The sequence below is a fragment of the Streptomyces sp. NPDC111507 genome (assembly GCF_055638955.1).
Window position 1 is genome coordinate 420,317 of record NZ_JBVKBU010000002.1, and the last position, 25,404, is coordinate 445,720.

General features: G+C 70.3%; 28 protein-coding genes. 6 read left to right on the forward strand and 22 right to left on the reverse strand.

The genetic code is table 11. The annotated features are described in order from the left end of the window. Window positions 1-23: 23 nt before the first annotated feature. The 15 genes from ACZ7M2_RS09370 to ACZ7M2_RS09440 form a co-directional block, all read right to left on the reverse strand. Entirely contained in the window at window positions 24-896 is an 873-nt protein-coding gene (locus tag ACZ7M2_RS09370; RefSeq protein WP_471594759.1) for an LLM class flavin-dependent oxidoreductase, read from the reverse strand. 40 nt (window positions 897-936) lie between these two features. Beyond that, window positions 937-1,539, reverse strand: coding sequence for a dihydrofolate reductase family protein (locus tag ACZ7M2_RS09375; RefSeq protein ID WP_471594760.1), 603 nt, complete (start codon window positions 1,537-1,539; stop codon window positions 937-939). A 12-nt stretch (window positions 1,540-1,551) separates the two neighbouring features. After that, a complete protein-coding gene (locus ACZ7M2_RS09380) occupies window positions 1,552-2,208 on the reverse strand; it encodes an OmpA family protein (RefSeq protein ID WP_471594761.1) in 657 nt (218 codons plus the stop codon). A gap of 3 nt (window positions 2,209-2,211) precedes the next feature. After that, the gene (locus ACZ7M2_RS09385; RefSeq protein ID WP_471594762.1) at window positions 2,212-2,802 is read right to left on the reverse strand and encodes a hypothetical protein; all 591 of its coding nucleotides are present in this window, start codon (window positions 2,800-2,802) and stop codon (window positions 2,212-2,214) included. A 15-nt stretch (window positions 2,803-2,817) separates the two neighbouring features. Continuing rightward, window positions 2,818-3,366 carry a pilus assembly protein TadG-related protein gene (locus ACZ7M2_RS09390; RefSeq protein WP_471594763.1) on the reverse strand — a complete coding sequence of 183 codons (549 nt, stop codon included), beginning with the start codon at window positions 3,364-3,366 and terminating at the stop codon, window positions 2,818-2,820. A gap of 53 nt (window positions 3,367-3,419) precedes the next feature. Next, on the reverse strand, window positions 3,420-3,665 hold the full coding sequence (locus ACZ7M2_RS09395; RefSeq protein ID WP_471594764.1) for a hypothetical protein: 246 nt from the start codon (window positions 3,663-3,665) through the stop codon (window positions 3,420-3,422). Between the two features lie 105 nt (window positions 3,666-3,770). Further along, window positions 3,771-4,511, reverse strand: coding sequence for a response regulator (locus ACZ7M2_RS09400; RefSeq protein WP_471594765.1), 741 nt, complete (start codon window positions 4,509-4,511; stop codon window positions 3,771-3,773). Continuing rightward, window positions 4,504-5,928 carry a sensor histidine kinase gene (locus tag ACZ7M2_RS09405; RefSeq protein WP_471594766.1) on the reverse strand — a complete coding sequence of 475 codons (1,425 nt, stop codon included), beginning with the start codon at window positions 5,926-5,928 and terminating at the stop codon, window positions 4,504-4,506. The genes ACZ7M2_RS09400 and ACZ7M2_RS09405 overlap by 8 nt, the downstream gene beginning before the upstream one ends. Next, window positions 5,928-6,818 carry a DUF5936 domain-containing protein gene (locus ACZ7M2_RS09410; RefSeq protein ID WP_060901398.1) on the reverse strand — a complete coding sequence of 297 codons (891 nt, stop codon included), beginning with the start codon at window positions 6,816-6,818 and terminating at the stop codon, window positions 5,928-5,930. Before ACZ7M2_RS09410 ends, ACZ7M2_RS09405 begins: the two co-directional genes overlap by 1 nt. Before the next feature lie 16 nt (window positions 6,819-6,834). Continuing rightward, on the reverse strand, window positions 6,835-7,776 hold the full coding sequence (locus ACZ7M2_RS09415) for a type II secretion system F family protein (protein ID WP_054234988.1): 942 nt from the start codon (window positions 7,774-7,776) through the stop codon (window positions 6,835-6,837). Window positions 7,777-7,804: 28 nt separating this feature from the next. Further along, window positions 7,805-9,145, reverse strand: a complete 1,341-nt coding sequence (locus ACZ7M2_RS09420) for a CpaF family protein (RefSeq protein ID WP_471594767.1) — start codon at window positions 9,143-9,145, stop codon at window positions 7,805-7,807. A 44-nt stretch (window positions 9,146-9,189) separates the two neighbouring features. Further along, entirely contained in the window at window positions 9,190-9,561 is a 372-nt protein-coding gene (locus tag ACZ7M2_RS09425) for a TadE/TadG family type IV pilus assembly protein (protein WP_471594768.1), read from the reverse strand. Continuing rightward, window positions 9,558-11,177 carry an AAA family ATPase gene (locus ACZ7M2_RS09430; protein ID WP_471594769.1) on the reverse strand — a complete coding sequence of 540 codons (1,620 nt, stop codon included), beginning with the start codon at window positions 11,175-11,177 and terminating at the stop codon, window positions 9,558-9,560. Before ACZ7M2_RS09430 ends, ACZ7M2_RS09425 begins: the two co-directional genes overlap by 4 nt. A gap of 39 nt (window positions 11,178-11,216) precedes the next feature. Beyond that, window positions 11,217-11,930 (reverse strand): Flp pilus assembly protein CpaB, encoded by a 714-nt coding sequence (gene cpaB, locus ACZ7M2_RS09435; RefSeq protein ID WP_471594770.1) that lies wholly within the window; start codon window positions 11,928-11,930, stop codon window positions 11,217-11,219. A gap of 133 nt (window positions 11,931-12,063) precedes the next feature. Next, on the reverse strand, window positions 12,064-12,939 hold the full coding sequence (locus ACZ7M2_RS09440; RefSeq protein WP_471594771.1) for a hypothetical protein: 876 nt from the start codon (window positions 12,937-12,939) through the stop codon (window positions 12,064-12,066). A 370-nt stretch (window positions 12,940-13,309) separates the two neighbouring features. Between ACZ7M2_RS09440 and ACZ7M2_RS09445 the strand changes: the two genes are divergently transcribed. Continuing rightward, window positions 13,310-15,004 carry a chitinase gene (locus ACZ7M2_RS09445; RefSeq protein ID WP_471594772.1) on the forward strand — a complete coding sequence of 565 codons (1,695 nt, stop codon included), beginning with the start codon at window positions 13,310-13,312 and terminating at the stop codon, window positions 15,002-15,004. 11 nt (window positions 15,005-15,015) lie between these two features. Here the strand turns inward: ACZ7M2_RS09445 and ACZ7M2_RS09450 are convergent, their stop codons facing one another. Continuing rightward, a complete protein-coding gene (locus ACZ7M2_RS09450) occupies window positions 15,016-15,501 on the reverse strand; it encodes an ATP-binding protein (protein WP_352049858.1) in 486 nt (161 codons plus the stop codon). Between the two features lie 188 nt (window positions 15,502-15,689). On the opposite strand from ACZ7M2_RS09450, the gene ACZ7M2_RS09455 reads away from it, so the two are divergent. Together ACZ7M2_RS09455 and ACZ7M2_RS09460 are read left to right on the forward strand one after the other, a co-directional pair. Then, window positions 15,690-16,541, forward strand: coding sequence for a helix-turn-helix domain-containing protein (locus tag ACZ7M2_RS09455; protein ID WP_471594773.1), 852 nt, complete (start codon window positions 15,690-15,692; stop codon window positions 16,539-16,541). An 8-nt stretch (window positions 16,542-16,549) separates the two neighbouring features. Further along, window positions 16,550-16,744 carry a hypothetical protein gene (locus ACZ7M2_RS09460; protein ID WP_450486528.1) on the forward strand — a complete coding sequence of 65 codons (195 nt, stop codon included), beginning with the start codon at window positions 16,550-16,552 and terminating at the stop codon, window positions 16,742-16,744. An 11-nt stretch (window positions 16,745-16,755) separates the two neighbouring features. Here the strand turns inward: ACZ7M2_RS09460 and ACZ7M2_RS09465 are convergent, their stop codons facing one another. Further along, window positions 16,756-17,124 carry a hypothetical protein gene (locus tag ACZ7M2_RS09465; RefSeq protein ID WP_099920879.1) on the reverse strand — a complete coding sequence of 123 codons (369 nt, stop codon included), beginning with the start codon at window positions 17,122-17,124 and terminating at the stop codon, window positions 16,756-16,758. A gap of 127 nt (window positions 17,125-17,251) precedes the next feature. Between ACZ7M2_RS09465 and ACZ7M2_RS09470 the strand changes: the two genes are divergently transcribed. The 3 genes from ACZ7M2_RS09470 (at window position 17,252) to ACZ7M2_RS09480 (ending at window position 20,677) form a co-directional block, all read left to right on the forward strand. Next, on the forward strand, window positions 17,252-17,767 hold the full coding sequence (locus tag ACZ7M2_RS09470; RefSeq protein WP_054234980.1) for a SigE family RNA polymerase sigma factor: 516 nt from the start codon (window positions 17,252-17,254) through the stop codon (window positions 17,765-17,767). 102 nt (window positions 17,768-17,869) lie between these two features. Then, window positions 17,870-19,147: a hypothetical protein gene (locus ACZ7M2_RS09475; protein WP_471594774.1), complete on the forward strand. Its 1,278-nt coding sequence runs from the start codon at window positions 17,870-17,872 to the stop codon at window positions 19,145-19,147. Between the two features lie 192 nt (window positions 19,148-19,339). After that, window positions 19,340-20,677 (forward strand): M14 family metallopeptidase, encoded by a 1,338-nt coding sequence (locus ACZ7M2_RS09480; protein ID WP_471594775.1) that lies wholly within the window; start codon window positions 19,340-19,342, stop codon window positions 20,675-20,677. A gap of 66 nt (window positions 20,678-20,743) precedes the next feature. On the opposite strand, the gene ACZ7M2_RS09485 is transcribed toward ACZ7M2_RS09480, so the two are convergent. From ACZ7M2_RS09485 to ACZ7M2_RS09505, 5 genes are all read right to left on the reverse strand, one after another. Beyond that, a complete protein-coding gene (locus tag ACZ7M2_RS09485; RefSeq protein WP_471594776.1) occupies window positions 20,744-21,325 on the reverse strand; it encodes a hypothetical protein in 582 nt (193 codons plus the stop codon). Between the two features lie 86 nt (window positions 21,326-21,411). Beyond that, window positions 21,412-22,896, reverse strand: a complete 1,485-nt coding sequence (locus ACZ7M2_RS09490) for a GntP family permease (protein WP_471595208.1) — start codon at window positions 22,894-22,896, stop codon at window positions 21,412-21,414. 142 nt (window positions 22,897-23,038) lie between these two features. Next, window positions 23,039-23,449, reverse strand: a complete 411-nt coding sequence (locus tag ACZ7M2_RS09495) for a RidA family protein (RefSeq protein WP_054234976.1) — start codon at window positions 23,447-23,449, stop codon at window positions 23,039-23,041. Continuing rightward, window positions 23,446-24,219: an IclR family transcriptional regulator gene (locus ACZ7M2_RS09500; protein WP_471594777.1), complete on the reverse strand. Its 774-nt coding sequence runs from the start codon at window positions 24,217-24,219 to the stop codon at window positions 23,446-23,448. Before ACZ7M2_RS09500 ends, ACZ7M2_RS09495 begins: the two co-directional genes overlap by 4 nt. Continuing rightward, window positions 24,216-25,241: a sugar kinase gene (locus tag ACZ7M2_RS09505; protein WP_471595209.1), complete on the reverse strand. Its 1,026-nt coding sequence runs from the start codon at window positions 25,239-25,241 to the stop codon at window positions 24,216-24,218. Before ACZ7M2_RS09505 ends, ACZ7M2_RS09500 begins: the two co-directional genes overlap by 4 nt. Window positions 25,242-25,404: the final 163 nt, after the last annotated feature.

Sequence of the window (25,404 nt, forward strand, 5' to 3'; positions counted from 1 at the left end):
AGCGGGCACCGACAACGACCGGCCTACATGATGAGCGGCCGTACTTCCTCCGCCGCGAACCGCACGAGGGCCTCGGGGTCCGGTTCGTCGGCGGTCGGCTGGAGGACGACGGTGTCGGCGCCCGCCTCCGCGAGGCGCTGTACGGCCTTGGCGACCGCGTCCGCGTCCCCGGCGACGCCGTGCTCCGGCAGCGGATCCTCACCGTTCGCCTCGATCTCGGCGCGCAGCCGGGCCGCCGCGTCCGGTCCGGTGGCCGTGTGGAGGTAGACGACCACCCGGTGGTGGTCGGTCCGGCCCGCCGACTCCCGGCCCTCGTCGATGAGCCGGCGTGCCCGCCGTACCCCCTCCGGCGCGGTGGCGGCGGTGAGGACGGTGCCGTCGGCGGCGGCCCCGGAGAGCCGGAGCGAACGCGGCCCGGTGGCGCCCGCGAGCACCTCCGGTGCCCCTGCCGGCGGCCAGTCGAGGGCCACGCCGTCCAGCTTCACGTACCGGCCGTCCGTGCTGACCCGCTCGCCCCGCAACAGCGCCCGCAGCGCGTCGAGGTGCTCGCGCAGCAGCGTCACGGGCGACTCCGCACGCGCCCCGACCTGCCCCATCCAGTCCTGTACGCCGTGGCCGACGCCCAGGATCGCGCGCCCCGGGAACATCCGGTGCAGCGTGGCGGCCTCCATCGCGGTGACGGCGACGTTGCGCAGCGGGACGGGCAGCAGGCCCACGCCGACCCGGACCCGTTCGGTCCAGGCGAGGGCTGCCGCCGCGGCCGAGATGCCCCCTTCGAGGAAGCAGTCCTCCCACAGCCACAGCTCCTCCAGGCCCGCGTCGTCCGCCGCGCGCGCGACGGCCCGCAGACGCTCGGGGGGCAGTTGGGGCCGGAACACGACGCCGAGAACAGTCATGGAGCCTTCCTACCCATGCCCCGGCTCGCGGACAACACCATTACGCCTCGGCAGAGGCGGCGGCGGGGGCGGTGCTCTCGCGTTCGTAGCGCAGGAGTACGACCCCGTTGCCGAAGGCCCGTGACTCGGCGAACCGGAGATCGGTCGGGGTGTACGACTCCGGGAACAGGGGTTTGCCGCGGCCGATCAGCACCGGATGGACGTACACCCGGAACTCGTCGACCAGGTCGTGCCGCAGGAACGCGGCCGCGAGGTCGGCGCCGCCGAGGCCGAGGTCCCCGCCGGGCTGTTCCTTGAGCGCCCTGACCTCGTCCGGTACGACGTCCCGGACGATCGTGGTGTTCCAGTCGGCCCGCTCCAGCGTCCGCGAGTACACGTACTTGGGGATGTCCCGCCAGATCCCCGCGAACTCGACCACCTCGGCCGTACTGTCCGGGCTGTCCGGATCCTGGTCGGCCGTCGGCCAGAACCCGGCCATCAGCTCGTGCGTCACGCGGCCTTCCAGCAGGCCACCGAGCTTGCTGACCTCCTCGTTGAAGTGGCGGTGCAGCTCCGCGTCGACGCGGTGCCAGCCGATCTCACGGTTCGGTCCCTCGATGAATCCGTCCAGGGACACCGACATCATCAGGACGATTCTTCTCATGCCATCAGGTTCTCAGCTCTGGGCTCCCGAGGAACCACCGTTCACCGCGCCGCGTGGGAACGTCACCTCCACCCGGCGGTTCTTCCGGCGGCCCTCCTCCGAGGTGTTGTCCGCGATCGGGTAGTCCTCGCTGTAGCCGCGCACCTCGAACGTGACGTCCGTCGATCCGAGCGCCGCCGCCAGTTCGTCGTGGACGATCTCCGCGCGCTTCTTGGAGAGGACCAGGCCGTGGGCGTACGAGCCGAGGTTGTCGGTGAACCCGAACACCCTGACCGTCGTCGCCTTCTGGTTCTTGATCTCGTCCGCGATCGCCTGGATACGGGAATGGGCGTCGGGGTTCAGCTTCGAACTGTCCTTGGGGAACAGCACCTCGGCCTGCAACGCGAACGTCACGTCGGAGTTGGTGTCCTCCCGCCGCTCCTCACCACCGAGGTCCTCGACGACCGACTTGATGTCCAACACCTTGGCCGGCGCGAGCGTGGCGCCGTCGGCGAGCTTCAGGCCGGGGCTGGTGGGGTCGACGGTGGGGGGTGGGGAGGTGGTGAGACTGCCCGGGGGTGCGCTCGGGTTCCCGCCGTCCGCGTACGCCTGGGTACCGCTGAGGGTCAGAGTGGTCAGTACGGCGAAGGTCGTGAACATAGCGGCCGCGGTGCGGGAGGTGAGGGCCATGGGTCACTCGCCGTCGGAGAGTGTGAGGGTGGCTGGGGGCATGGTCGGTACCTGGAACTGCACGCTCGTCGTCCCGGCGGGCGGCGCCGGAAACTGGGCGAACCAGTCGGCGGTGGCGCCCTGGGAGACACCGCCCTGGAACTTCGTGCAGAGGCAGTGCCCTTCGGTGTCCCGGAGGATGAGGTACTTCTTCTTGCCCTTCTCATCGACCAGACTGGCTCCGGCGAGGGATCCGCCGTTGCCCTTCAACTCGGTTTCGTCACTGATCCATTCGGCGCCGATCCAGATGCCGGAGGTGCCGTTGGTGACCGTGCCGTTGACAGTGACGAACCCGCCCTGGTCGCGCTTGGCCGAAGTGATCGTCAGCGTGATTCCGTTGCTCTTCACTTCGGCGATCGCTTGATTCACGGCGGGTGAGCCGCTTTCCTTCGCCTTGCTGTCACCGCTGCTCCGGGCAGGAGACGAAGTCGACGCCTGCTTGCCCGACTTGGCGTCTCCGCCCCCTCCGCAACCGGCCACCGTGAGGAGCAACCCAGCCGTGATCGCCAGTGCGCTCAGCGCCCTGCGGCCCTTCATGGTGTGCCGAAAGTCCATCGGTACGGCTTCCTCTCACTCGGCCAGATGCACAGAGAACAGCACGGACGGGTCCGGAAGGTCGACCGGATGGAACTTTCCGGGGTCGATGTTGACGATCCGTCCGTCGCAATTCAGTTCGACGGGCTTCTTGGGATCCGCGGCCGGATCGAAGTCGCAGCGTGGCTGGATGACAGCGGTGGCATGGGCCGTCGCGTGCTCGTCCTCCGTGCCGGGAATGATCGACTTGCCAACCGTGTACCGGGTCTCGATATCCACCCGGTAGCCCGGAAATCCGTTCACTGCGGTCGGGGTAAAACCCTGCACGGTCGAGTCATTCTCAGCGGCCAGCTGATCAGCCGCAGCCGCGGCTCCCGTGCCCTTGAACAGGTCGCCCTTGAGCCAGTCCAGCCAGTGGTCGTCCGTGCCCACGGCCCCCGCCAAACCCGTCATCAGTTCGTCGCGGGAGTCCCGCGCGGCCGCCAACGCCGCAGCGTCCGCCGCGGATTGAGCTCCATTCCGGGCGGACGCTGCTTGGGCGAACACGAAGAAGGCGATCGCGGCGAAGAGGAGAATCCCCGTCATCCAGATATAGATGGGGAGAGTCTGCCCTCGATCGCCGCGCGGCGGGCCGCCGATCAGGCTGTGCCGATGACTTTGCCCACCGCGTTGCCGATCGCCTGCGAAATCTTTCCGTTCAGGCCGAGCTGATCGATGAGGGTGTAGATCCCCGCGATCAGAATCATCAGACCCGCGTACTCCACGAACCCGGCCCCCGCATCCCGCCCGCGACCGCGCATTCGGGTGGAGACCGTCTCCGTCCAGTCCTCCAGAGCGCGCTCCACCCGGACCCCCGCCCTCAGCGTCCAGTCCCTCATCACCATGGCCCCTGTCCTCCCGCCCGACGCCACCACTACCGACCCGAGCACCGTACGTGAGACCGCGCCTACTCCGGGTGGGCCCAGGGGCCCAACTTCCCGTGGGTGGAGTCATCGGCTCCACCCCTCACGTGCCGTGCCCAGCCAGTGGGCGATCGCTTCGCTGCGTGAGGAACTGTGCAGCTTTGCGAAGATGCGGTTGATGTGGTTCTTGACGGTCTTCTCGCTGATGAAGCAGGCGGCGGCGATCTGCCGATTGCTCATGCCGGACGCGATGAGATCCATGACCTCCACCTCCCGTGAACTCAGGCCGAAGTTGAGCCGGTTGGGCACGCGACGGTGGAGCCTCGCCGCGAAGCCGGACCGAGCCTTCGACGACTGTCCCACAACCAGTTGCAGATGCGAAGGATAATCGTTCGGTTCGTACGAAACACCGAGTGAATCCGGGACAGTCGCGCAAGCGGAAGTCGCGTGCCGTATCTCCCGTACGGCGGAGATCAGTTCGGCGGCCGTGAACTCGCCGTGGACGAGATAGCCGACCGCGCCCCGGCGCAACGCCTCGGCCACGACCTCGGGTTCGCGGCTGTAGGTCAGCATCATCACGGGGGCGAGCAGGGAGAGGGCGGGCAGGGCCGTCAACCCGTCCGTGCCGGGCATGCGGACGTCGAGGAGGACGACGTCCGGGCGCAGTCGGGTGGCGGTCGCGATGGCCTCCTCGCCGTCGGCCGCCTGCGCGACGACCTCGAGGTCCGGGTGGCCGTCGAGCAGCGCGGCCAGGCCGGCCCGGACGACCGGGTTGTCGTCGGCCACGAGTACACGGAGGTTCGGGCCGGGAAGTGCCTGGTCAGGCATGTGCGGCCTCCTCTTGGGGGGTGGGGGGACGGTGGGGGACGGCGGAGGATCGCGGGAGGGTCAGGTGAATCTCCGCGCCTCCTTGCGGGGAACGGTTCAGGTCGATGCGGCCGCCCAGCGACGCGGCTCGCTCCGCCATGCCGAGCAACCCGAAGTGGCCGGATCTGGTCAGGTCGTCGAGGGTCGGGTCATCGAGGGCAACGGGCGGGGGCAGACCGACTCCGTCGTCCCGTACGCGTACGGCGCACTCGGCTTCGGACACGTCGAGTTCCACCGTCACCCGCGTCGCGTCCGCGTGGCGGTGGGCGTTCTCCAGCGCCTCGGACACGATCGCCAGGACGTGGTGGGCGGTGGCGTACGGGAGGATCGGGGGCTCGCCCCGATGGTGGAGGAAAGTGGGGAGGTGGGTGCGGGACTCGAAGGTCCGCACGTGGGCGTCGAGTTCGGACAGGACGTCCGTGTTCGCACTCGTGAGGTCCGTGTGGCGGCGCAGGTCGGAGAGGAGGTCGCGGGACTCCGCGGCCGCCCGGCGGGCCGCGCCCGCGACCATCGTCGCCTGCCGCCCCAGCGTGTGCGGGTCCGCGTCCCCGGCGGCGGCCGAGGCGGCGAGGGCACCGGCCGCCAGGGCCAGGCCGTGCAGGGTCTTCGCGACCGAGTCGTGCATCTCGCGGGCCAGGCGGGCCCGTTCGGACTCCACCGCCTCGGCGACGGCCAGGCGGGAGTTCGCCTCCGACAGCGCCTGGCTCGCCGTACCGAAGCGGAACATCAGGTTGCGCAGGGTGACGCCGATGATGCCGGCGCCGACGCAGAAGCCGGCGACGAGGAGGGTGCTGGCGCCGGATCCCGGGTGGTGCTGCCAGGCCCTGTACACCGTCACCAGCACGGTCAGCTGGAGGCCGGTGAAGATGCCCGAGCCGCGCCAGCCGTACAGCAGGCCTGCCAGAAGTGGCGTGCAGACCGTCGCGTACGCGAGGGGGGACGCGGGCGACGCCGTCAGGAGCAGGACCGCGCCGAACGTCAGGTCCACGGCCATCAAGGTGGGGTGCGCGAGGAGGCGGGGGCCGAACCGGTCCCAGTCCCTGAGCATGGCGTACGAACCCATGACGCCGAGGACGGCGGCGGCCAGGACCGTGTAGCGGGGCGGGCCGTTCACGGCGTTGGTCATCGCGAAGGGGGCGCCGATCGCGATCGCGGCGAGGCGGACGCCGAAGGCCTGGCGGCACAGTGCCTGGAGGGCGTTGAGCTGGAGGCGGACGCTGCCGGGGGCCGGGGCGTCGTCGGCCAGGTAGCCGTCCTCGGTGCTCGCGAGGTGCCGCCGCGCCCACAGCCGGGTCAGCCACGGCGGGGGCCCTGACAGCCACCGAGGGAGCGTCCAGGGCGGTGACGGCCTCGGCAGGGGAGTACGGCGGCTGGTCATCAGCGGCCCAGGATCGAACCGAAGTTCGTGCCCGACCCCAGGAACATGCCCGTGGCGATCAGGATCATCGTCGCCGGGAGCATGAAGACGAGGGTCACCATCGTCGCCTTGGGGATGGTCTTGGCGGCGCGGCGGCGGGCGTTCTGGGCGTCCGTGCGGCGCATGTCCGTGGCGAGTTGGATGAGGGTCTCGGCGATGGGCGAACCCAGTTCCTCGCCCTGCTGCAGCGCCGAGACGAACTGCGCGACCTGCTCGGAGGAGTTGCGCTTGCGCAGTTCGTCGAACGCCTGGCGGCGGCTGACGCCCATGTCCATCTGGCGCAGCGTGATGCGCAGTTCGTCCGCCCAGGGGCCCTCGTACTTCTCCGCGACCCGGTCCAGCGCCTGCCGGAAGCCGAGGCCCGCCGAGACCACGACCGCGAGCACGTCGAGGAAGTCGGGGAGGGTGCGGTCGATGACCTCCTTGCGTTCGCGGACGGCCTGCCAGATGAGGGCGTCGGCGGCGACGAGCCCGAAGGCCAGGGTGAGGACGGCGAACAGGAGCTGGCCGTTGGAGAGGAAGACGAGGCCGAGTACGACGCCGAAGACGCCGTACACCGCGCGGCGGGCGGCGTAGCGGTTGAGGGTCAGGCCGCCGGGGTTGCCCGCCATGTCGATGCGGCGGCGTTTGGCCTCGACACGGCGGGGGCCCATGAGGCGCAGGACCGTGGGGGCGAAGCGCATGCCGAGGCGGTCGACGGCGGACTCGGCCGTGGAGACGCGGGTTCCGCCGACCTCCAGGGCGAGCGCGAGGTCGCTCGGGAGTTTGGCGTCGGCGCGGATCATGCGGATGCCCAGCAGGGCGCCCGCGACGGCCCCGGCCGTCAGGAGGGCGAGCAGCAGTGCGAGCAACGTGACCCCTCCTCTCTCAGACTTCGATCTTGCCGAGGCGGCGGATGACGAAGAAGCCGACGGTGTAGAGGCCGAGCGAGATCAGGACGAGGGTCTGGCCGAGGCCGGAGCCGGTGACGCGGGCGAGGGCCCCCTCGTTCGAGGAGTTGATCAGGAGCAGCGAGCCCAGACCGAGCATCGGGACCGTGAAGGCGGTGGCGTTGACCTCGGAGAGCATGGTGCGGACCTCGCGGCGGGTCTCCTTGCGGTCCTCCAGGGTGTGGGTGAGGTTGCGCAGGGAACTGACGACCGAACCGCCCGCCTTGTTGGCGAGGACCAGGGTCGTGACGAGGACGATCAGCTCGCGGGAGGGGAGACGCTCGGAGAGTTCACCGAGGGCGTCGTCGATGGTGCGGCCCAGCATCAACTGGTCGGCCACGTGAGCGAGTTCCTCACCCGCGGGGGCTTCGAGCTCCTCCGCCGCCATCGCCAGTGCCGTCCGCAGGGCCAGCCCCGCGGCGGTCGCGTTGGCCAGCAGGCGGGCCACGTCGGGGAGTTGACCGATGAAGGCCTCGATGCGTTTCTGGCGCTGCCAGTTGAGAAAGATGGCCGCGCTCCACACGCCCACGAGGGCGGCGATCGGGCCGAAGAAGGGGGCCAGCACCGACGCGGCGATCAGCCACAGCGCGACGACGACCGCGGTGACGTACGTGGCGAACTCCCCCGCCGTCACGTCCAGGCCCGTCGCCGACAGGCGCAGGTGGATCGTCCGGCCGAGGCGGGTGCGGCGCAGTCGGCGGTCGATCGCGGCGAAACGGCGTACGCGGCCGGCCGCGGTGCGCAGCGGGCCGCCGCCGGAGAGGCGGTCGACGAGGGCCTGGCGCTGGGCACGGCCCGAGGCGTACATGTGGACGCCCGCGACGGCGAGGGTGCCGCACAGCACGGTGGCGCCGAGGGCCAGGAGTGCGGGGTCGTTCATGGCTGCCTCCCTTCGGGGGCGGGGTTGGTCATCCGATGGCCCGCCTCGTGTCGAGTACGTCGAGGACCTCGGCCACGCCGAACGCGGGCGGCAGCGGTTCATTGGCGACGTACAGCTTCTCGGCGACCTGGCGCGGCAGCGGAAGGTGCTCGAAATGGCCGTGTACGACACGGTCGGGGCCTGCGGGGCGGGGGACGAAGCGGGTGACGGGGACAACGCGGAACTGTTCGCGGCCGTGCGAGACGACCAGGGCTATCTCGGTGACCTTGCGGGAGCCGTCGGCGTGGCGGGTGAGCTGGACGACGACGTCCACGGCCGAGTTGATCTGGTCCTTCAGCGCCTCGAAGGGGATCTGGACCTCGGACATCGAGCCGAGGGTCTGGAGCCTCATGAGGGCGTCCTCGGCGGAGTTCGCGTGAACGGTGGCCAGGGACCCGTCGTGGCCGGTCGACATCGCCTGGAGCATGTCGAGGGTCTCGCCGCCGCGGACCTCGCCGACGATGATGCGGTCGGGCCGCATACGGAGGGAGTTGCGGACCAGGTCACGGATGGTGATGTGGCCCTTGCCCTCGACGTTCGGGGGGCGGGACTCCAGCCGGATGACGTGTTCCTGCTGGAGCTGGAGTTCGGCCGAGTCCTCGATGGTGATGATGCGCTCGCGGGACGGGATCAGGCCGGAGAGGGCGTTGAGCAGGGTCGTCTTCCCGCTGCCGGTGCCGCCGCTGACGATGACGTTGAAGCGGGCCCGCACGAAGGCCGCGAGCAGCATCAGCATCTGCTCGTCGAGCGAGCCGAGGTCGATGAGTTCGGGCAGGGTGTACGCGCGGGGGAAGCGGCGGATGGTCAGGGTGGGGCCGGTGAGGGCGAGCGGCGGGATGATGACGTTGACGCGCTCGCCGGTGGGGAGACGGGCGTCGACCATGGGGTTCGACTCGTCGACGCGGCGGTTGACCGTGGAGACGATGCGCTCGATGGTCTGCATCAGCTGGTCGTGGGAGGCGAAACGGAGCGGGAGCTGTTCGACCCGTCCCGCCCGCTCCACGAAGATGGAGTCCGGCCCGTTGACCATGATCTCGGTGATGGACGCGTCGGCGAGCAGCGGTTCGAGGACACCGAGGCCGAGGGCCTCGTCGACGACCCGCCGGATCAGCTGGGAGCGCTCGGCGGAGGACAGGACCGGGCCCTCACGGCTGATGATGTGGCCGAGCACGCGCTCCAGGCGTACCCGGCGTTCGGCTGCCGCCAGGCTCGACATCTCCGCGAGGTCGATCTCCTCGAGGAGCTTGGCTCGGTAGACGGCGACGAGGTGTCCGTCCTCGCGGGCGGGGCCCGACTCGTCGGGGGTGGAGAGTCGGCTGCGCAGGCTCATGGGTTCAGCTCCTCCCGGTCATTCGTCGGTGGTCCGTTTCCGGTTCAGTTGTCGGTGGGCATGGTGGCGTGGCGGGTGACGGTGTAGGGGCCGAAGAGGGGGATGACGGACGGGACGTGGACGGTGACCGTCGCGGTGGTCGAGTCGGCGCCCTTCGCGGGAGGGGGAACGTCCGGGTTCAGCCATCCACTGACCGCGGCATGGCCCGCGGCCACGCCGTCGCCGTCCTGCTGCGAGGCGACCCGTGCCGCGGCCCGCGCCCCCGTCCCCGCCTGGTTGATCCCGTACCCGATGAGGCCGAGCTGGATGGCGGCCATCCCGATGACGAGCAGGATGGGCAGGAACCCGGCGAACTCCAGCATGGAGACGCCCCGGTCGTCGCGGAGCCGACGCCTCAGCCACCGTAGGGGCCTCATCCCTTGTTCCCCTCCAGCGCGGCGCCCGCGTTCCCTTCCACGTGCCAGCCCGCGTCGAAGCCCGGGAAGAAGAGCGGCACGTCGACCTTCACGGTGGCCTTCATCACCGAGCCCGCCGCGCCGCAGCGGATCTCGGCACCGCTCCAGGCGCCCGGCAGATGCTTACTTCCTGCCGTCTGGCATACCCCGGGTACGTCACCGTTGACCGCGTACGCCGCCGTCGCCGCCCGCGCCGCCTCGTCCGCCGCGTTCCCGGCCAGCGAGTACGAGTAGCCGTACAGCACGCACTGCCACAGGATCGTCATCACGACGAGCAGGATGGGGAACATGCCGGCGAATTCGAGGGTGACCGCACCCCGGTCGCCGCCCTTGCGCCGCAGGGCCAGCGCGCCCCGGTCCGACGAGGTCTTGCGGCGCCTGCCGCCACCCCCGCCGGTCTCCTGGGCGACCACGAGACCGAGCTCCCCCGCCAGCGCCCACAGCGCCTGCTTGACCGTCGAGCGGGTGTCCAGGTCCTGGAGGCGCCCCGCGTCGACGACGGACTGGAGTTCCTTGAAGGCGGCGGGGACGGGGGTGCGGGCGACCTTGGTGCCGGTGACGCGTTCGACGAGGGAGGGCTGGATCTCCGTAGCGCGGGCGAAACGGTTGACGACCGTGGTCGTCTCCTCCGCCTTGCGGATCTGGAGGCGGTCCCACATGCGGACCATGCGTTTGGCGGCGCGCACGGCGACCACGTCGGGGGTGACGAGGAGGAGGGCCCGGTCGGCCATCTCGACGGCCGCGGCGGTCGCGGAGTTCATCTGGGCGCCGCAGTCGACGACCACGACGTCGTGACGGGAGCGCAGGGCGCCCAGCACCTGGCGGGTCACCCGGTCGGTGACCTCCTCGCCGCGTTCGCCCTCGGCCGGGGCCAGCAGGAGGCCCACTCCGCTGTCGTGGGAGTAGACGGCGTCCTGGAGGACGCGGGGGTTGATGTCGCTGATTCCGGCGAGGTCGGCGATCGACCGCCGGAACTGGACGTCCAGGTACGAGGCCACGTCGCCGGACTGGAGGTCGAGGTCCACCAGCGCGACGCTGCGCCCCGACGCCTGGGCGGCAAGAGCGAGTTCGACGGCGGTGACCGTCGCTCCGACGCCGCCCTTCGCCCCGGTGACCGTGACGACGGTGCCGCCGGGGCCCGCGTACAGCTCGGGGGTGCCGCTGCCGAGGTGGCGGCGCATGCCGAGCGACCACCCGGCGGCGGCCTGGACGCGTTCGGCGAGGGCGTCGTAGCCCAGCGGGAGGCCGATGATGCCGCGGGCGCCGGAGTCCATGGCGGCGGTGAGGACACCGGTGCTGGTGTCCGCGGTGATGAAGACGACGCCGATCGCGGGGAAGCGCATGACCACGTCGCGGATCAGGTCCAACGCCGGTACGGGACCTATGCGTTCGTGGACGAGGACGACTTCGGGCAGTTCGTCGAGGGACTCGGCGGCGAGCCGCGCCAGGGTGTCGAGGAGCGCCGTGGAGTCGGGGACGGGCGGGGCCGGCTCGGCGTCCGCGAGCTGGCTCAGCAGGGTGGCGAGCGCGCGGGCCGAGTCGACGTCACTGACGGCCGGGAGGATACGGATGGTCATCGGCACAGCCCCGTGGGCGTGGACCTCATGCGCGGCCTCCTACTTGTCCTCGTCGAGGGTGTACGTACGGTCGCCGGGGGCGACGGTCGTGTCCGAGCCGCCCGCGACCAGGGCGAGGCGGACGTGTTCGGCGAACGACTCGGCGTACGCGACGCGTTGGGCATCGGCGGTGTCGAGCGCGAAGGTGATGGGGACGGCCTGGGTGGCGCTGTTGCGCCGGTCGTTGCTGGACTGGCCGGGGTCGAGGGCGGTGAGTTTGCCGACGTCGATGACGCGGGCGTTCGCCACGATGACCTTGGACTGGTCCTTCTGTTTGTCGTTCTCGGCCTTGAAGGTGGCGTAGATGTTGACCCTGGAGCCCGGGTCGATCTTTCCGGCCACACCGGTCGCCGCGTCGATCATGATCGCGATCTCCTGCTGGCCCGCCTCCAGCGCGGGCCGGTCGACGATCATGTCGGTCTGGAGCAGGGAGCCCTTCTCCAGTTGCGTGACGGCGATCTTCCCGCGGATCTGGCCGAGGTTCGTGACCGCCGTGCTCGACAGCCAGCGCTTGGGCATCGAGACCTTCTGGAACTGGTCGGCCGACAGCTCCTTGTAGGGCGCGATGTCGTCCTTCAGGCGGTACGCCGCCACCTCCGGGCCGACCTTGGAGTTCACGTCGCGGATCACCGAGAGCACTCCGGCGAAGGCGCCCAGGGCGCACAGGACCGAGAGGACCAGCAGGATGACGCCGCGGCGCTGGCGTGAGTTCATGACGCGGACAACCTCGATCGTGGGGCGGGGACGGGCGGGGTCGAGCGGTCGTGCCTGGCGTGGTTCAGCGTGTGTTCTTCGACGTGTTGTTCGACGTGTCGATCAGCGTGTTGTTCGGGCGTACGGACGTGGCTTACGTGGCTCCTCGGGGCAGAGCGCGTACTGAGGATGCTGCCCGCACCGTGGCCGCCGGAAGCTCGGAAGGCGGGGGCAGCGGCGCGGCACAGAACCCGCAGCGGTCACCGATGAGTTCGAGGCCGCACCAGTGGCACTCCTCCCGGCGGACGGACGACACGAGCTGGTAGAGCACGGAGACGTCGTACAGACCGGCGGCGAACTCGGCGAGCTTGGTGGTGCCCCACCAGCGGGCCGACTCCTGGGGCAGCGGTACCGTCGCGACACCCTGCACACGCCAGGCGGGCGCGAGGGTCGCGGTGACCCAGTCGGAGGGCGGCTGGCCCGCGGCGACGAGCAGCCGGGTGCCGAACTCGGGCCCGGGGAGCTCGTCCTGCCCGATCCGGGCCAGCTGCGGGCGCGGATGGGACAGGACGGCGAACTGGGCTCCCGGCACCCATGACTTGGCGTGCGACTTCAGCGTCACCGGGACCCGGTCGAGCTTGGCGACCGAGCCGAGCAGGGCGCCGGCGTAGATGTAGTGGGCGAGCAGCCGGGCGGAGGAGGCGAGCACGCCCGGACTGAAGTCGCAGACCGACAGTTGCCGCAACTGCTGGGCCAGCAGGGCCACTCCGAGCGGCGGCAGGTCGATGCCGAGCAGGGCGATGCGGTCGCTCTCCAGGACGGAGCGGACGGTGTGCAGCCGCCGGGTGACCGCGTTCTCGGCCGAGGCCGGGTAGAGGGCGATGACGTACCCGTGCTGCTCGATGAGGGCGTGCATGCCCGTGAGGGAGCTTTCGAGACTGTCGAGGGGCTGGACCACGGCGGGCGGGGTCTGCCGGTCGTGCGGCGGGAGCACCAGATCGGGACTGGTGACGGCTATCGCGGTCGGCACGCTGCACACACCCCGTTCACTGTGGCGGGGTGGTCGACCACCGCCTCAGATGGCCCCTGTGACGTCCTCTTGCATCAGCACCATATCCACGGCATGGCCGCCTCAACACCGAATCTTCCACATCAACTCACGGAAGGTACGGCCTTGATCAACGCAGAGTGAGACGAATATGCCACAAGTCGCCCACCCCGTGGGCCCCTTGAGGTACCCGGCCATCCCTGTCACCCACCAGAGGTCTTGACAACCCAATTGGTCTGGACCAACTTGTACGCCAGCAACGTCCGACGGTGGCCACCGTTCCGCACCCCGCTTCTCCCCCCCCTCTTCTCCCCTCCCCTCACCGGAGGTCCCAGTGGACCGCGTCATACGTATGCCCCGACCGCCCCGGCGGAGATGGGCGGGCGCCCTCGCCGCCGTCGTCACCGCCTCCGTCCTCTCCCTCACCGGTCTGGCGGGCCAGGCCCAGGCGGCGGACGTCAACAACGCCAAGAACGGCGGCTACGAGTCGGGCCTGAGCAGCTGGACCTGTACGGCGGGCAGCGGTACGACCGTCTCCTCGCCGGTGCACGGCGGCTCGGCCGCCCTCAAGGGCACGCCCGCCGGGCAGGACAACGCCCAGTGCACCCAGGCCGTCGCGGTCAAGCCCAACTCGACGTACACGCTGAGCGCGTGGCTGCAGGGCGGGTACGCCTACCTGGGCGTGACGGGCACCGGCACCACGGACGTCTCGACGTGGACCCCCGACTCCGCCTCCTGGAAACAGCTCTCGACCACCTTCACCACGGGCGCGTCAACGACCTCGGTGACGGTGTACACGCACGGGTGGTACGGCCAGGCCCCGTACTACGCCGACGACCTCTCGGTCTTCGGCCCCGACGGCGGCGGAGGCGGCGACCCGGCTCCCACGGTCCCGGCGGCACCCACCGGTCTGGCGGTCTCCTCCACCACGTCCTCCTCCGTCTCCCTCTCCTGGAACACGGTGTCGGGCGCGACGGGCTACAACGTCTACCAGGCGGGTACGAAGGTCCAGTCGACGACGGGGACATCGGCGACCGTCTCGTCCCTCGCGGCCTCCACCTCGTACTCCTTCCAGGTCACGGCGACGAACGCGGCGGGTGAGTCGGCGAAGTCGACGGCGGTGACGGGTACGACGACGGCGTCCTCGGGCGGCGGTGGCGGCACTCTGCCCAAGCACGCCGTCACGGGCTACTGGCAGAACTTCAACAACGGCGCCACGGTCCAGAAGATCTCCGCGGTGCAGTCCCAGTACGACATCATCGCGGTGGCGTTCGCGGACGCGACGGGCACGCCGGGCGCGGTGACCTTCAACCTCGACTCGGCCGGGCTCGGCGGCTACACCGTCGACCAGTTCAAGGCGGACATCAAGGCCAAGCAGGCCGCGGGCAAGAAGGTCGTCATTTCCATCGGCGGCCAGAACGGCACGGTGTCGATCAGCGACTCCACGTCCGCGACGAACTTCGCGAACTCCGTCTACTCCCTCATGCAGACGTACGGCTTCGACGGCGTCGACATCGACCTGGAGAACGGCCTCAACGCGACGTACATGACGCAGGCCCTGAGGTCGCTCTCCGCAAAGGCCGGCTCGTCCCTCATCATCACCATGGCCCCGCAGACGATCGACATGCAGTCCACGTCGAACACGTACTTCCAGACGGCCCTGAACATCAAGGACATCCTGACGGTCGTCAACATGCAGTACTACAACAGCGGTTCGATGCTGGGCTGCGACGGCAAGGTCTACAGCCAGGGCTCGGTCGACTTCCTCACCGCCCTCGCCTGCATCCAGCTCCAGGGCGGTCTGGCCCCCTCCCAGGTGGGCCTGGGCCTCCCGGCCTCGACGAGCGGCGCGGGCAGCGGCTACGTGTCTCCTTCGGTGGTGAACAACGCCCTGGACTGCCTGACGAAGGCCACCAACTGCGGTTCCTTCAAGCCCTCCAAGACCTACCCGGACCTGCGCGGCGCGATGACCTGGTCGACGAACTGGGACGCGGCGGCGGGCAACGCGTGGTCGAACGCGGTGGGGCCGCACGTGCACGGGCTCTGAGGATCCGAGGATCAGCCATCCATCAGGTACGCTGCCGCGCTCGCCCGCGGCAGCGTCGCCCACATCCGCGTCCCCCCGCCCGGCTCCCGCGACTCCCCGAAGCCCCAGTCGCCGTCGCAGGCCCGGCATACACAGGCCAGGACCCGCAGGGCCGCGCGGCGGCGGGCGTCGCAGGCGGCGGTCAGGCGCGGGTGGGTATGGCGTGGGTGCCGGTCGTAGACGATCACGCGGAAGGCGCCACCCCGGTAACGGAGCGACAGGTAGAAATCCGGGGATTCGGTGAACTGACAGGCGGCCGCGGTCAGTTCACCGACCGCCTGCAGTGCCGCGTCCGTGATGTCGCCCAGGCCGTGCGCCGCGAGGAACGCGCGCGTGGCCGCTCGCGCGAGCGCCGGGCTGGCCAGCGCGGCCGGAAGGGTGAGGCTGTACGCGAGGGTTTCGGGGCTGGGCCGGGTGGGGTCGGCGGGGTAGGCGGTCGCGAGGGGGCATGGGGACATCGGTCCTCCAGGGGGGGAGGGCAGTGGTGGCCTGTCGCGGGCAGGGGCCGCGAGGCGCTTCCAACTGCCAAGAGTGGCGGATGCGTTACCGAATGTAGAGATTGCGGAGTCACTATGTCCATCACCTTGGGGATAATTACCCCCTTAGGACGTGGACCTGTCCTGCCCGAGGCAGGCAGACTGTCGCCATGGCAACCAGAACCACCCCGACGGAACGGCAGAAGCGTCTCGGTGCCGAGTTGCGCAAGATGCGCCTGGCGGCGGGAGCCACCACGGAGTACGCGGCGGGTCTTCTCGGCATCGACAGGACACGGCTGTCCAACATGGAGTCGGGCATCCGCCCCTTCTCGCCCGAGCGCGTCCGCACCCTCGCGTGCAACTACGCCTGCACGGACGAGGGTTATGTAGAAGCCCTGGTGGCCATGGCGGACGGAAAGGAGCGCGGCTGGTGGGAGCGTCACCGGGGCACACTGCCCTCCGGACTCCTGGACATCGCGGAGCTGGAGTGGCACGCCACCCGTGTCCGGACCGCCCAGGTCATGCACGCGCCGGGGCTGCTCCAGACCGAGGAATACGCCCGAGCCGTCTTCGCCGCCGTCCTGCCGCCACTGACCCGGCTCGAGGTCGAACTGCGGGTCGCGCATCGGTTGGAGCGCCAGCAGGTCTTCGAGCGGCCGGACCCGCTCCCGTACGTCGCCTACGTCCATGAAGCGGCCCTGCGCATGCCGTACGGCGGGGCGGAAGCGACCCGGCAGCAACTCGGCCATCTGGGCGCCCAGTCCGAGCGCGAGAACGTCGAGGTCCGAGTGATCCCCACGTCCAAAGGCGGGTTCCCCGGCGCGGGGCACGCAGTGCTCTTCGCGGACGGGGCCGTGCCCCGGCTCGACACCGTGCAACTGGACTCGGCCCACGGACCGGAATTCACCCACGCCGAGGCTCAGCTCACGAAGTACCGTGCCCATCTGGACTGGATGGACGGTGCGGCGATGACCCCAGCAGGGTCACGCGACCTCATCCAACAGATCGCCCACGGACTGTAGGAGACGTCGTGACCGACCACATCGCCTGGGAAGACCCGTTCTGCGGTGAAGGCAACAACTGCTTCCGCCTCGGCACCGACCCCGACGGCAACGCCTACATCGCCATAGCCGGAGCCGAAGACCACTACCTCACCGACACCCGCGAAGCGCTCCGCACGATGATCCTCGATATCAAGGCGGGCAGGGCCGACCACCTCCTCTGAGCGCCGGACGGCTACCCCATCGGCCGGTAGTACCCCAGCACCCACGCCAGCTGTGCGAACCACCCGCGCAACAACTCCCGCGGCTTCGCGTTCACCACGCACTCGTAGACCCTGCCGTCCAGGTGGACCACGGCGACCATCAGGGCCTTGCCGTTGGGGCTCGCCTTGTAGTGGACGCTGCGGATCTCGGCCCAGGGGAAGTCGACCGTGATGTCGTACATCTCGAAGGCCACACCCGACGCGTCGACGACGACCGAGTTGTGCTTGTCGACCGCCAGGAACTCCGGTCCGGGCGCCGAGGGCTGGGGTGGCTGCGGGGCGTACTGCGGCGGGGGCGGGCCGAAGCCCGGTGGGGTGGAAGCGGGCGGCTGGTCTGTCACTCCGGCAACCTATCCCCGCGTACGCGGATCCCCTACGCGGAGGGCGCCCTTGGGCCCTCTGAAACATTTCCGGGGGGCCGGCGCATCAATGAAGTGAAGGCGGCGGTACCGAAGACACGGGGGCGGGATGAGACAGGTCCGGGGGGACGACTACGCCGAGTTCGCGGCGGCGCGGGCGGGGCATCTCTACCGTTCCGCCTGTCTGCTCACCGGCGGGGACACCCATCTCGCCGAGGACCTGGTGCAGGAGACCCTCGGTCGCCTGTACGTCCGCTGGTACCGGGTCTCCCGAGTCGGCAACCCCGCCGGGTACGCCCAGACCGTCCTCACCCGTACCTTCCTCGCCCACCAGCGGCGCCGCAGCAGCCGGGAACGCGCCACGGACGAGTTCCCCGACCTTCCCGACCCGCGCGCGGCCGACACCGACACGCCCCTGCGGCTGACCCTGGTCGAGGCCCTCGGCCGGCTGTCCGCCAAGGACCGGGCCGTGGTCGTGCTGCGCTACTGGGAGGACCGCAGCGTCGAGGAGACCGCCGAGGCCATGAACGTCAGCTCGGCCGCCGTACGCACCCGCTGCACCCGCGCGCTCGCCCGGCTGCGGCTGCTGCTCGGGGACGCCCTCGGCGAGCACGCCAGACCCTGACGCCGACCCGGCGCCGACGACCGTACCGAGACTTCCGACCCACAGCTCCGACCCACAGCTCCGACAGACAGCCCTTACGGAGAGCAGAGAGGGTGATTCGCCATGCCCGTTGACGACCGCGACCACGACCACGACCGGAGCCACGACCCCGAGGACCGTTTCGAGGAACGGCTCGGCGAGGCCCTGCGGCACGCCGGCGGGGCCTACGAGACCGACCGGCGCGCCCTGGTCGCCGCCGGCGAGACGCGCGGCCACCGGCTGCTACTACGGCGCAGGGCCGCCGTCGTGGGGGGCGTGGCCTCGGTCGCGCTCGTGGGCCTCGGCGGGGCACTCCTCGTACCGGGCGGCGACGACGGGCGGCAGTCCGTGGCCACCGGTGCGAAGACCCCCGTCGCCTCGGCCACCCCCAAGGCGTCGTACACCGGCGACCAACTGATCGACATCCTCGAGAAGCTGCTCCCCCGGGGCGAGTTCGGCTCGGCGGCAGCACGCGGCACTCACGAGAAGCTGCCGCCGTACGCACAGGTCGTCTACAACGACGGCAAGGGCAAGGCGGCCATCGCCGTCGGCTTCGACCGGGTCCTGCCGGGCAGCGAGCAGGCCCGCCAGACCGTCGAGTGCCCGGACAAAGTCCTGACGCCGTACGACGGTTGCGTCGTGACCAGGCTGTCCGACGGCTCGGCGCTCAAGATCTTCCAGGGTTACGAGTACCCGGACCGCCGCGCGGACACGAAGCTGTGGACGGCGGACCTCGTCACCCCCAAGGGTCAGCACGTCGGCGTGAGCGAATGGAACGCCGCCGCCGAGAAGGACGCGCCGGTCAGCAGGGCCGAACCACCCCTGTCTCCGGCGCGGTTGAAGACCCTCGTCACGGCCGGCGCGTGGCTGGGCGTCGTCGACGCGATCCCGGTGGACCCCAGGGCCCCGACGGCGCTCCCCGCACAGCCCTCGGGCATCGACGGCCGCGCGGTCACCTCCACGCTCGTCTCGCTGCTTCCCAAGGGCGTCAAGGTGGTCGCCAAGAGCGGCCCGGACAGCGGGTACGGCTATGTCGTCCTCGACGACGGCAAGGGCAGGAGCCTGGTCCAGATCAACGTGCAGCCGAACATGTCGGACGTCGAGGACCAGCTCTTCGGGGCGGGCGCGGAGACGCTGGCCGACGGCACGAAGGTCGTCACGCACAAAAAGCCGGGCGAGAAGGGCGGCGCCGGCGTCGTCATGTGGACCGCCGACACCCTCAGGACCGACGGGTTCCGTGTGGTGGTGAGTGCCTTCAACTCCGGCAGCCAGATGGCGGCCGCGACGCGCACCGCCCCCGCGCTCACGACGAAGCAGCTCCGGGCGATCGCCCTCAGTGCGAAGTGGCGCGGCCCGGGCTGAGTTCCCTCGCCCCTTTCCCTACTCGGGCCCCGTCGGGCGGACCTGCCGACGGGGTCCGAGGCATGACCGGTTTCCGCCATCGACCCTTTAGCGACTCTTGACCTGACCATGCCAAACGCTCACCATGAGCGCCACACCCGCACTCCGTACGTCGCACTGGTTCCACCCCCCACACTCCGCCAAGGAGACTTCATGCGACTTCACCGACGCGGCAGGCGCACCGTCACCCTCGCGACCCTGCTCGCGCTCGCCCTCGCCGCCCCGATCACCGCCACCGCCACCCACGCCACGGCGACGGGAGCGAAGGCCCCCGCACCCTCGGCCGACGACATCCGCCAGTACGAGATCCACCAGAGCACCACCCCGGTGACCCGCACCGCCATCCAGCGGACCGGCGTCACCGTGGACGAGGCCGACGAGGAGACCGTCGTCGTCTCGGGCCGCGCCGACCAGGTCAAAGAACTGCGGCGACTCGGCTACGAGGTCTCCCTGTTGGGGTCCGCGCCGAACCGGTCGAACGGCGCCGGTGACGTCCGCCTCCTCGACTTCCCCTCGGCCGACGCGAAGTACCACAACTACACCGAGATGAACACGGAGATCGACCAGCGGCTCGCGGCCTACCCGAGCATCATGAGCAAGCGGGTGATCGGGAAGTCGTACCAGGGCCGGGACATCGTCGCCATCAAGGTCAGCGACAACGTGGCCACCGACGAGAACGAGCCCGAGGTCCTCCTCACCTTCCACCAGCACGCCCGCGAGCACCTGACCGTCGAGATGGCGCTGTATCTGCTGCGCGAGCTCGGGGCCGGGTACGGCAACGACTCCCGGGTCACCAACATGGTGAACAACCGCGAGATCTGGATCGTCCCGGACCTCAACCCGGACGGCGGCGAGTACGACATCGCGACCGGCTCCTACCGCTCCTGGCGCAAGAACCGCCAGCCCAACTCCGGTTCCTCGTACGTCGGTACGGACCTCAACCGCAACTGGAACTACAAGTGGGGCTGCTGCGGCGGCTCGTCGGGCTCCACGTCCTCCGAGACCTACCGCGGCGCCTCCGCCGAGTCCGCGCCCGAGGTGAAGGTCGTCGCCGACTTCGTACGCAGCCGGGTCGTCGGCGGGAAGCAGCAGATCAAGGCCGGCATCGACTTCCACACGTACAGCGAACTCGTGCTGTGGCCCTTCGGGTACACCAACGCCGACACCGCGACCGGCATGACCGCGGACGACGCCGCCGCGTTCAAGGCCGTCGGCCAGAAGATGGCGGCCAGCAACGGGTACACCCCGGAGCAGTCCAGCGACCTGTACATCACCGACGGGTCGATCGACGACTACCTCTGGGGCAGTCAGAAGATCTTCGACTACACCTTCGAGATGTATCCCACGTCCAGTTCCGGAGGCGGGTTCTACCCGCCCGACGAGGTCATCGAGCGGGAGACCTCACGGAACCGGGACGCCGTGTTGCAGTTGCTGGAGAACGCGGACTGCATGTATCGGTCGATCGGGAAGGCGACGCAGTACTGCAGTTGACCGGGACGGTGCGGTGTGTGGGGAACTGCGGGCCCGTCGTGGCTGGTCGCGCAGTTCCCCGCGCCCCTACAGGGCGCTCTCCTCACCGTCTTCGAAGTAGGCGTCCAGGACCGCGTCCAGCTGGTCCTCCCACTCCTTGAACCGCGCCCGGGCCGTCGCCTCGATCTCGATCGGGTACCAGCGGCGGTCCGGGGTGTGCACCGTGATGGTGAACCGCTTCCCGAAGCGGGGCGACTCCGTCTCGACGGCGCCGATCTCGTCCCAGCGGAACTCCGCCTCCTGGTCGTCCAGACGCAGCCGTACGCCGCCGTGGTCGGCCTTGATCGAGGCGCGCCGGTCGGACGCCTCGAACACCGGTCCGTCCGGGTCCGGTTCGGGCTCGGAGTCCGAGTCGGATTCGGATTCGGAGGTGGCCTCCTCTTCGGGTTCGGCGGGTGCCTCCTCGGAGACCTCGTCCCCGGGGGCGGCGTCCTCGACAACCGCCTCCTCGGACACGGCCTCTTCGGAGGCGGTCTCCTCGGACTCGGCCTCCTCGACGGCCGCGTCCTTCGGCTCCGCCTTCGCGGGTGACGTGAGCCCGGGGATGTACGCCGGGTTCACCGCGGCGGCGTCCAGGGGCTGGCTCTTCGAACCTATGCGCTGCTCCACAGCGGGCAGTATGGTCGAAGATCCTGTGTCGGACACAGCCAGCCCCCAAGTTGGCAACGCGACTGTTGCACGAAGACGCCCCGTACCTACACGAACAGGCTCACCACCGCCGCCACCGCGAAGCCCGCCACCGACAGCACCGACTCCAGGACCGTCCAGGTCTTGAGGGTGTCCCGTTCGGAGATGCCGAAGTACTTCGCGACCATCCAGAAGCCGCCGTCGTTGACGTGCGAGGCGAAGATGGAGCCCGCCGAGATCGCCATGATGACCAGGGCGACGAAGGCCTGGGAGTGGTCGCCCTCGGTCAGCAGCGGGGCCACGATGCCGGCCGTGGTGACGATGGCCACCGTCGCCGAGCCCTGGGCGACACGCAGGACCAGGGAGATGAGGTAGGCGAGGACGATCACCGGCAGGCCGACGTCGTTGAAGGTGTCGGAGAGGGCCTGGGCGACCCCGCTGCCCTTGAGGACCGCGCCGAAGACACCGCCCGCGCCGACCACGAGCAGAATGTTGCCGACCGGCTTCAGCGAGGCCGTGGACACCGTCTCCAGCGACTTGCGGGACCAGCCGCGGCGGATGCCGAGCAGGTAGTACGCCAGCAGCAGCGCGATCGTCAGCGCGACGAAGGGGTGGCCGAAGAACTCGATGACCGAGCGGCCCGTGGAGGGGTCGAAGGCGATCGAGGAGAAGGTCGCGAGCAGGATCAGCACCAGGGGCGTACCGATGATGGCCAGGACCGTGCCGAGCGGCACCGGCTTCTCCTGCGGCGCGACCCCGGCGGCCCGCTGCTCCTCGACCAGCGCGGCCCTCGCCTCGTCGGCGGCCTCGGCCATGTCCTGCGGTACGGGGACGAAGATCCGCCTGCCGATCCACGCGGACCAGACCCAGGCGGCGAGCACGGCGGGGATGCCGCAGACGATGCCCATGAGGATGACCCAGCCGAGCTGCACGTGGAGCAGTCCCGCGGCGGCGACCGGGCCCGGGTGCGGCGGCAGGAACGCGTGGGTCATGGAGAGACCCGCGAGCAGCGGCAGGCAGTAGAGCAGGATCGACTTGCCGCCGCGCTTGGCGGCCGCGTACACGATCGGCGCGAGGACGAAGATGCCGACGTCGAAGAAGACCGGGATACCGAAGATGAGGCCGGTGAGGCCCATGGCGAGGGGCGCCCGCTCCTCGCCGAAGAGGTTCAGCAGCCGGGACGCCAACACCTCGGCCCCGCCGCTGACTTCGAGGATCGCGCCGAGCATCGTGCCGAGCCCGATGATGATCGCGATGTGTCCGAGAGTGCCGCCCATGCCGGACTCGATGAGGGAGACGGCGTCGGAGCGCTGGACCGTGCCGAAGAGTTCGGTGACGGAGAGACCGGCCGCGAGGCCGACGGCTATGGAGACCGCGAGCAGCGCCACGAAGGGCTGGAGTCTCGCCTTGATGATCAGGACGAGGAGCAGGGCGATGCCGAGCGCGGCGACGGTCAGCAGACCGGCGGTGCCGTGGATGAGGGCGATCAGACCGCCGGTGTGAGGTGGGGCCGGGGGTGCGGTGGCGGCGAGCAGGGGCAGGGGCGAGGACATGAGCGAGGACATGAGCGGGGGACCTCTGCAGTCGGGTAAGTGGTGCATGCGGCTTTCGGGCAGGGGGGATCGCGGCACGGCGTCCCATGGGGGGACGCCGTGCCGTGATGACGTACGGGGTGCGGGGGTTCGAGGGGGTCGCTCAGCCCAGTACGGCGAGCGCGTCGATCTCGATGAGGAGGCCGGCCGGCAGGCCCACGTAGACCGTGGTGCGGGCGGCGGGGGGCGCGGTGAGGCCCTGCTCCTCGAAGTAGGTGTTGTAGATCTGGTTCATCTCGGCGAAGTGGTCGACGTCCGTGAGGTAGACGCGGATCATCATCGCGTCGTCCCAGCTCGCGCCGCCCTCCTCGAGGATCGCCTGGACGTTGGCGAGGGTCTGGAGGGTCTGTTCACGCAGGGTGGGACCGGCGGGCGTGGGCGGCTTGCCCTCCTCGGCCGGGAGGAAGCCGACCTGTCCGGCGACCTGGAGGATGTTCCCCTTCTTCACGCCGTGCGAGAACTTCGCGGGCGGCGTGGTGTGGGTCTTGGGGGTGAGGGCGGTCTTCTCGGTCATGGACGTCGGGCACTCTCTTCCTTGGCTGGGGGCTTGCCGGAGTACTCGTGGCTGATGGCGTCGGCGGTCCGGCGCACCAGCGGGAGCAGGGTGAGGAGTTCGTCGGCGGTGACGACGACGTTCGGCGCGGAGACCGACATCGCGGCGACGACGCGTCCGTCGGCGCCGCGGATGGGGGCCGCGACGCAGTTGATGGACTCCTCGTGGCCACCGAGGTCGGTGGCCCAGCCCTGTTCGCGCACCGTGGCCAGTTCCTTGAGGAAGGCCGGTGCGTTGGGGGTCGAACGGGCCGTGTACATGGGGTAGTCGAGCTTGTCCGCGAGAGCGCGGCGCTCGGGCTCGGGGAGATCGGCGAGGAGGAGTTTGGCGACGGCGGCGACCGTGATGGCGACCGGCTTCCCGATCCGCGAGTACATGCGCACCGGGTAGCGGCTCTCCACCTTGTCGATGTAGAGGACCTCGTTCTCCTCGTACACCGCGAGGTGGACGGTGTGCCCGCACGTCTCGTTGAGCCGCATGAGATGGGGGTGGGCGATCTCGCGGACGTCGAGGTTCTCGACGGCTTCCTGGGCGAGGGCGAAAAGGCGGGCGCCGAGGCGGTAGCGCTGGTCGGACTGGCGGTAGACGAGGCCGTGCTCGTGCAGGGTGCGCAGGAGGCGGAGCGCGGTGGACTTGTGGACGCCGAGGCGGTCGGCGACCTGGCCGAGGTCGGCGGGGCCCTCGGCGAGCAGCGGCAGGATGCTCAGCGCTCGGTCGACGGTCTGGCTCATGGGGTACGTACCTCCTCCTGGGCCCGCGTGACGGCTTCGGTCCAGCCGGGGCCGAGTCGAAGTGTCTCCCACGCGTCGTCGTCCAGAGCGGCCAGCCGGTCGGCGTGGTCGCGGGAGGGGGGCGCGGCGAGGTCGGCGTGGACGGTGAGGGCGGCGGCGGCCATGAGGTGGCCGTGCCGGAGCCGCTCCCGGGCGGGCAGTGCGCGCAGGGTGGCGGAGAGGAACCCGGCGGCGAAGGCGTCGCCCGCGCCGACGGCCGCGATCACGTCGACGCGCAGGGCGTGTACGAACGTGGCGGTGTCGGAGGCGTCCTGGGCGGACCCCGAAACCGCGCGGCCCGCCTCGGCCCTCTCGAACATGGTCGCCCCGTCCCCGCCCTGCTTGACGACGAGGACGGCCGGTTCCGGCAGCGCGTCGCGGATCGCCCGCGCCCCGCACAGCCCCCAGGCCGCGCGGGCCTCGTCGTCCCCGACGAACACGATGTCCGCGCCGCGCGCGAGGTCGAGCAGGACGCGCGGTCCGTCGGCGTCGCGCCACAACCCGGCGCGGTGGTTGACGTCGAAGGAGACGAGGGGGCGCCTCGCGCGAGGCGCGGTGAGTTCGCGCATCAGGCCGAGGCAGTCCTCGGACAGCGCCGCGGTGATGCCGGACAGGTGCAGTACGCGGCCCGCGCTCAGGGCGTCCACGTCCACGTTGTCCACGGTCATCGCGGAGGCGGCGGATCCGGCCCGGTAGTACGCGACCTCGTGGGCGTCGCTCGCCCGGTCGCCCGCCGTGCGGAAGTAGACGCCCGTCGGGCGCGCGGGATCCCGTCGTACGGCGGAGGTGTCGACGCCGTACGCGGCGATCGCCTCGACGAGATGGTCGCCGAACCCGTCGGTGCCGACCCGGCCGACCCAGCGCGCGGTGTGCCCGGCCGCCGCGAGCACGCACGCCACGTTGGACTCGGCTCCGCCGATCCCCCGTTCGAACGACGGCACATCGGCGAGGCGCCCGGGCCGGGTGGGCAGGAACGTGACCATGGACTCGCCGAGCGCGACGACATCCACGACGTCCGGGGCGTCGACAGGTCCGTTGGGGGTCACGATGTCTGGGGCTCCTCGTTCTCGCGGCCGACGGGACAGGGCGGCACCGTTGACCCTGCGTTGGCTGGGATGTTAGACAGCAGTAAGCGACATACGCAAT

What these genes read in the sequence shown, in the direction of transcription:
- ACZ7M2_RS09370 (WP_471594759.1), bottom strand. Translation starts at nt 896, where the DNA reads ATGACTGTTCTCGGCGTCGTGTTCCGGCCCCAACTGCCCCCCGAGCGT.
- ACZ7M2_RS09375 (WP_471594760.1), bottom strand. Translation starts at nt 1,539, where the DNA reads ATGAGAAGAATCGTCCTGATGATGTCGGTGTCCCTGGACGGATTCATC.
- ACZ7M2_RS09380 (WP_471594761.1), bottom strand. Translation starts at nt 2,208, where the DNA reads ATGGCCCTCACCTCCCGCACCGCGGCCGCTATGTTCACGACCTTCGCC.
- ACZ7M2_RS09385 (WP_471594762.1), bottom strand. Translation starts at nt 2,802, where the DNA reads ATGGACTTTCGGCACACCATGAAGGGCCGCAGGGCGCTGAGCGCACTG.
- ACZ7M2_RS09390 (WP_471594763.1), bottom strand. Translation starts at nt 3,366, where the DNA reads ATGACGGGGATTCTCCTCTTCGCCGCGATCGCCTTCTTCGTGTTCGCC.
- ACZ7M2_RS09395 (WP_471594764.1), bottom strand. Translation starts at nt 3,665, where the DNA reads ATGGTGATGAGGGACTGGACGCTGAGGGCGGGGGTCCGGGTGGAGCGC.
- ACZ7M2_RS09400 (WP_471594765.1), bottom strand. Translation starts at nt 4,511, where the DNA reads ATGCCTGACCAGGCACTTCCCGGCCCGAACCTCCGTGTACTCGTGGCC.
- ACZ7M2_RS09405 (WP_471594766.1), bottom strand. Translation starts at nt 5,928, where the DNA reads ATGACCAGCCGCCGTACTCCCCTGCCGAGGCCGTCACCGCCCTGGACG.
- ACZ7M2_RS09415 (WP_054234988.1), bottom strand. Translation starts at nt 7,776, where the DNA reads ATGAACGACCCCGCACTCCTGGCCCTCGGCGCCACCGTGCTGTGCGGC.
- ACZ7M2_RS09420 (WP_471594767.1), bottom strand. Translation starts at nt 9,145, where the DNA reads ATGAGCCTGCGCAGCCGACTCTCCACCCCCGACGAGTCGGGCCCCGCC.
- ACZ7M2_RS09425 (WP_471594768.1), bottom strand. Translation starts at nt 9,561, where the DNA reads ATGAGGCCCCTACGGTGGCTGAGGCGTCGGCTCCGCGACGACCGGGGC.
- ACZ7M2_RS09430 (WP_471594769.1), bottom strand. Translation starts at nt 11,177, where the DNA reads ATGACCATCCGTATCCTCCCGGCCGTCAGTGACGTCGACTCGGCCCGC.
- cpaB (WP_471594770.1), bottom strand. Translation starts at nt 11,930, where the DNA reads ATGAACTCACGCCAGCGCCGCGGCGTCATCCTGCTGGTCCTCTCGGTC.
- ACZ7M2_RS09445 (WP_471594772.1), top strand. Translation starts at nt 13,310, where the DNA reads ATGCCCCGACCGCCCCGGCGGAGATGGGCGGGCGCCCTCGCCGCCGTC.
- ACZ7M2_RS09450 (WP_352049858.1), bottom strand. Translation starts at nt 15,501, where the DNA reads ATGTCCCCATGCCCCCTCGCGACCGCCTACCCCGCCGACCCCACCCGG.
- ACZ7M2_RS09455 (WP_471594773.1), top strand. Translation starts at nt 15,690, where the DNA reads ATGGCAACCAGAACCACCCCGACGGAACGGCAGAAGCGTCTCGGTGCC.
- ACZ7M2_RS09470 (WP_054234980.1), top strand. Translation starts at nt 17,252, where the DNA reads ATGAGACAGGTCCGGGGGGACGACTACGCCGAGTTCGCGGCGGCGCGG.
- ACZ7M2_RS09475 (WP_471594774.1), top strand. Translation starts at nt 17,870, where the DNA reads ATGCCCGTTGACGACCGCGACCACGACCACGACCGGAGCCACGACCCC.
- ACZ7M2_RS09480 (WP_471594775.1), top strand. Translation starts at nt 19,340, where the DNA reads ATGCGACTTCACCGACGCGGCAGGCGCACCGTCACCCTCGCGACCCTG.
- ACZ7M2_RS09490 (WP_471595208.1), bottom strand. Translation starts at nt 22,896, where the DNA reads ATGTCCTCGCCCCTGCCCCTGCTCGCCGCCACCGCACCCCCGGCCCCA.
- ACZ7M2_RS09495 (WP_054234976.1), bottom strand. Translation starts at nt 23,449, where the DNA reads ATGACCGAGAAGACCGCCCTCACCCCCAAGACCCACACCACGCCGCCC.
- ACZ7M2_RS09500 (WP_471594777.1), bottom strand. Translation starts at nt 24,219, where the DNA reads ATGAGCCAGACCGTCGACCGAGCGCTGAGCATCCTGCCGCTGCTCGCC.
- ACZ7M2_RS09505 (WP_471595209.1), bottom strand. Translation starts at nt 25,241, where the DNA reads ATGGTCACGTTCCTGCCCACCCGGCCCGGGCGCCTCGCCGATGTGCCG.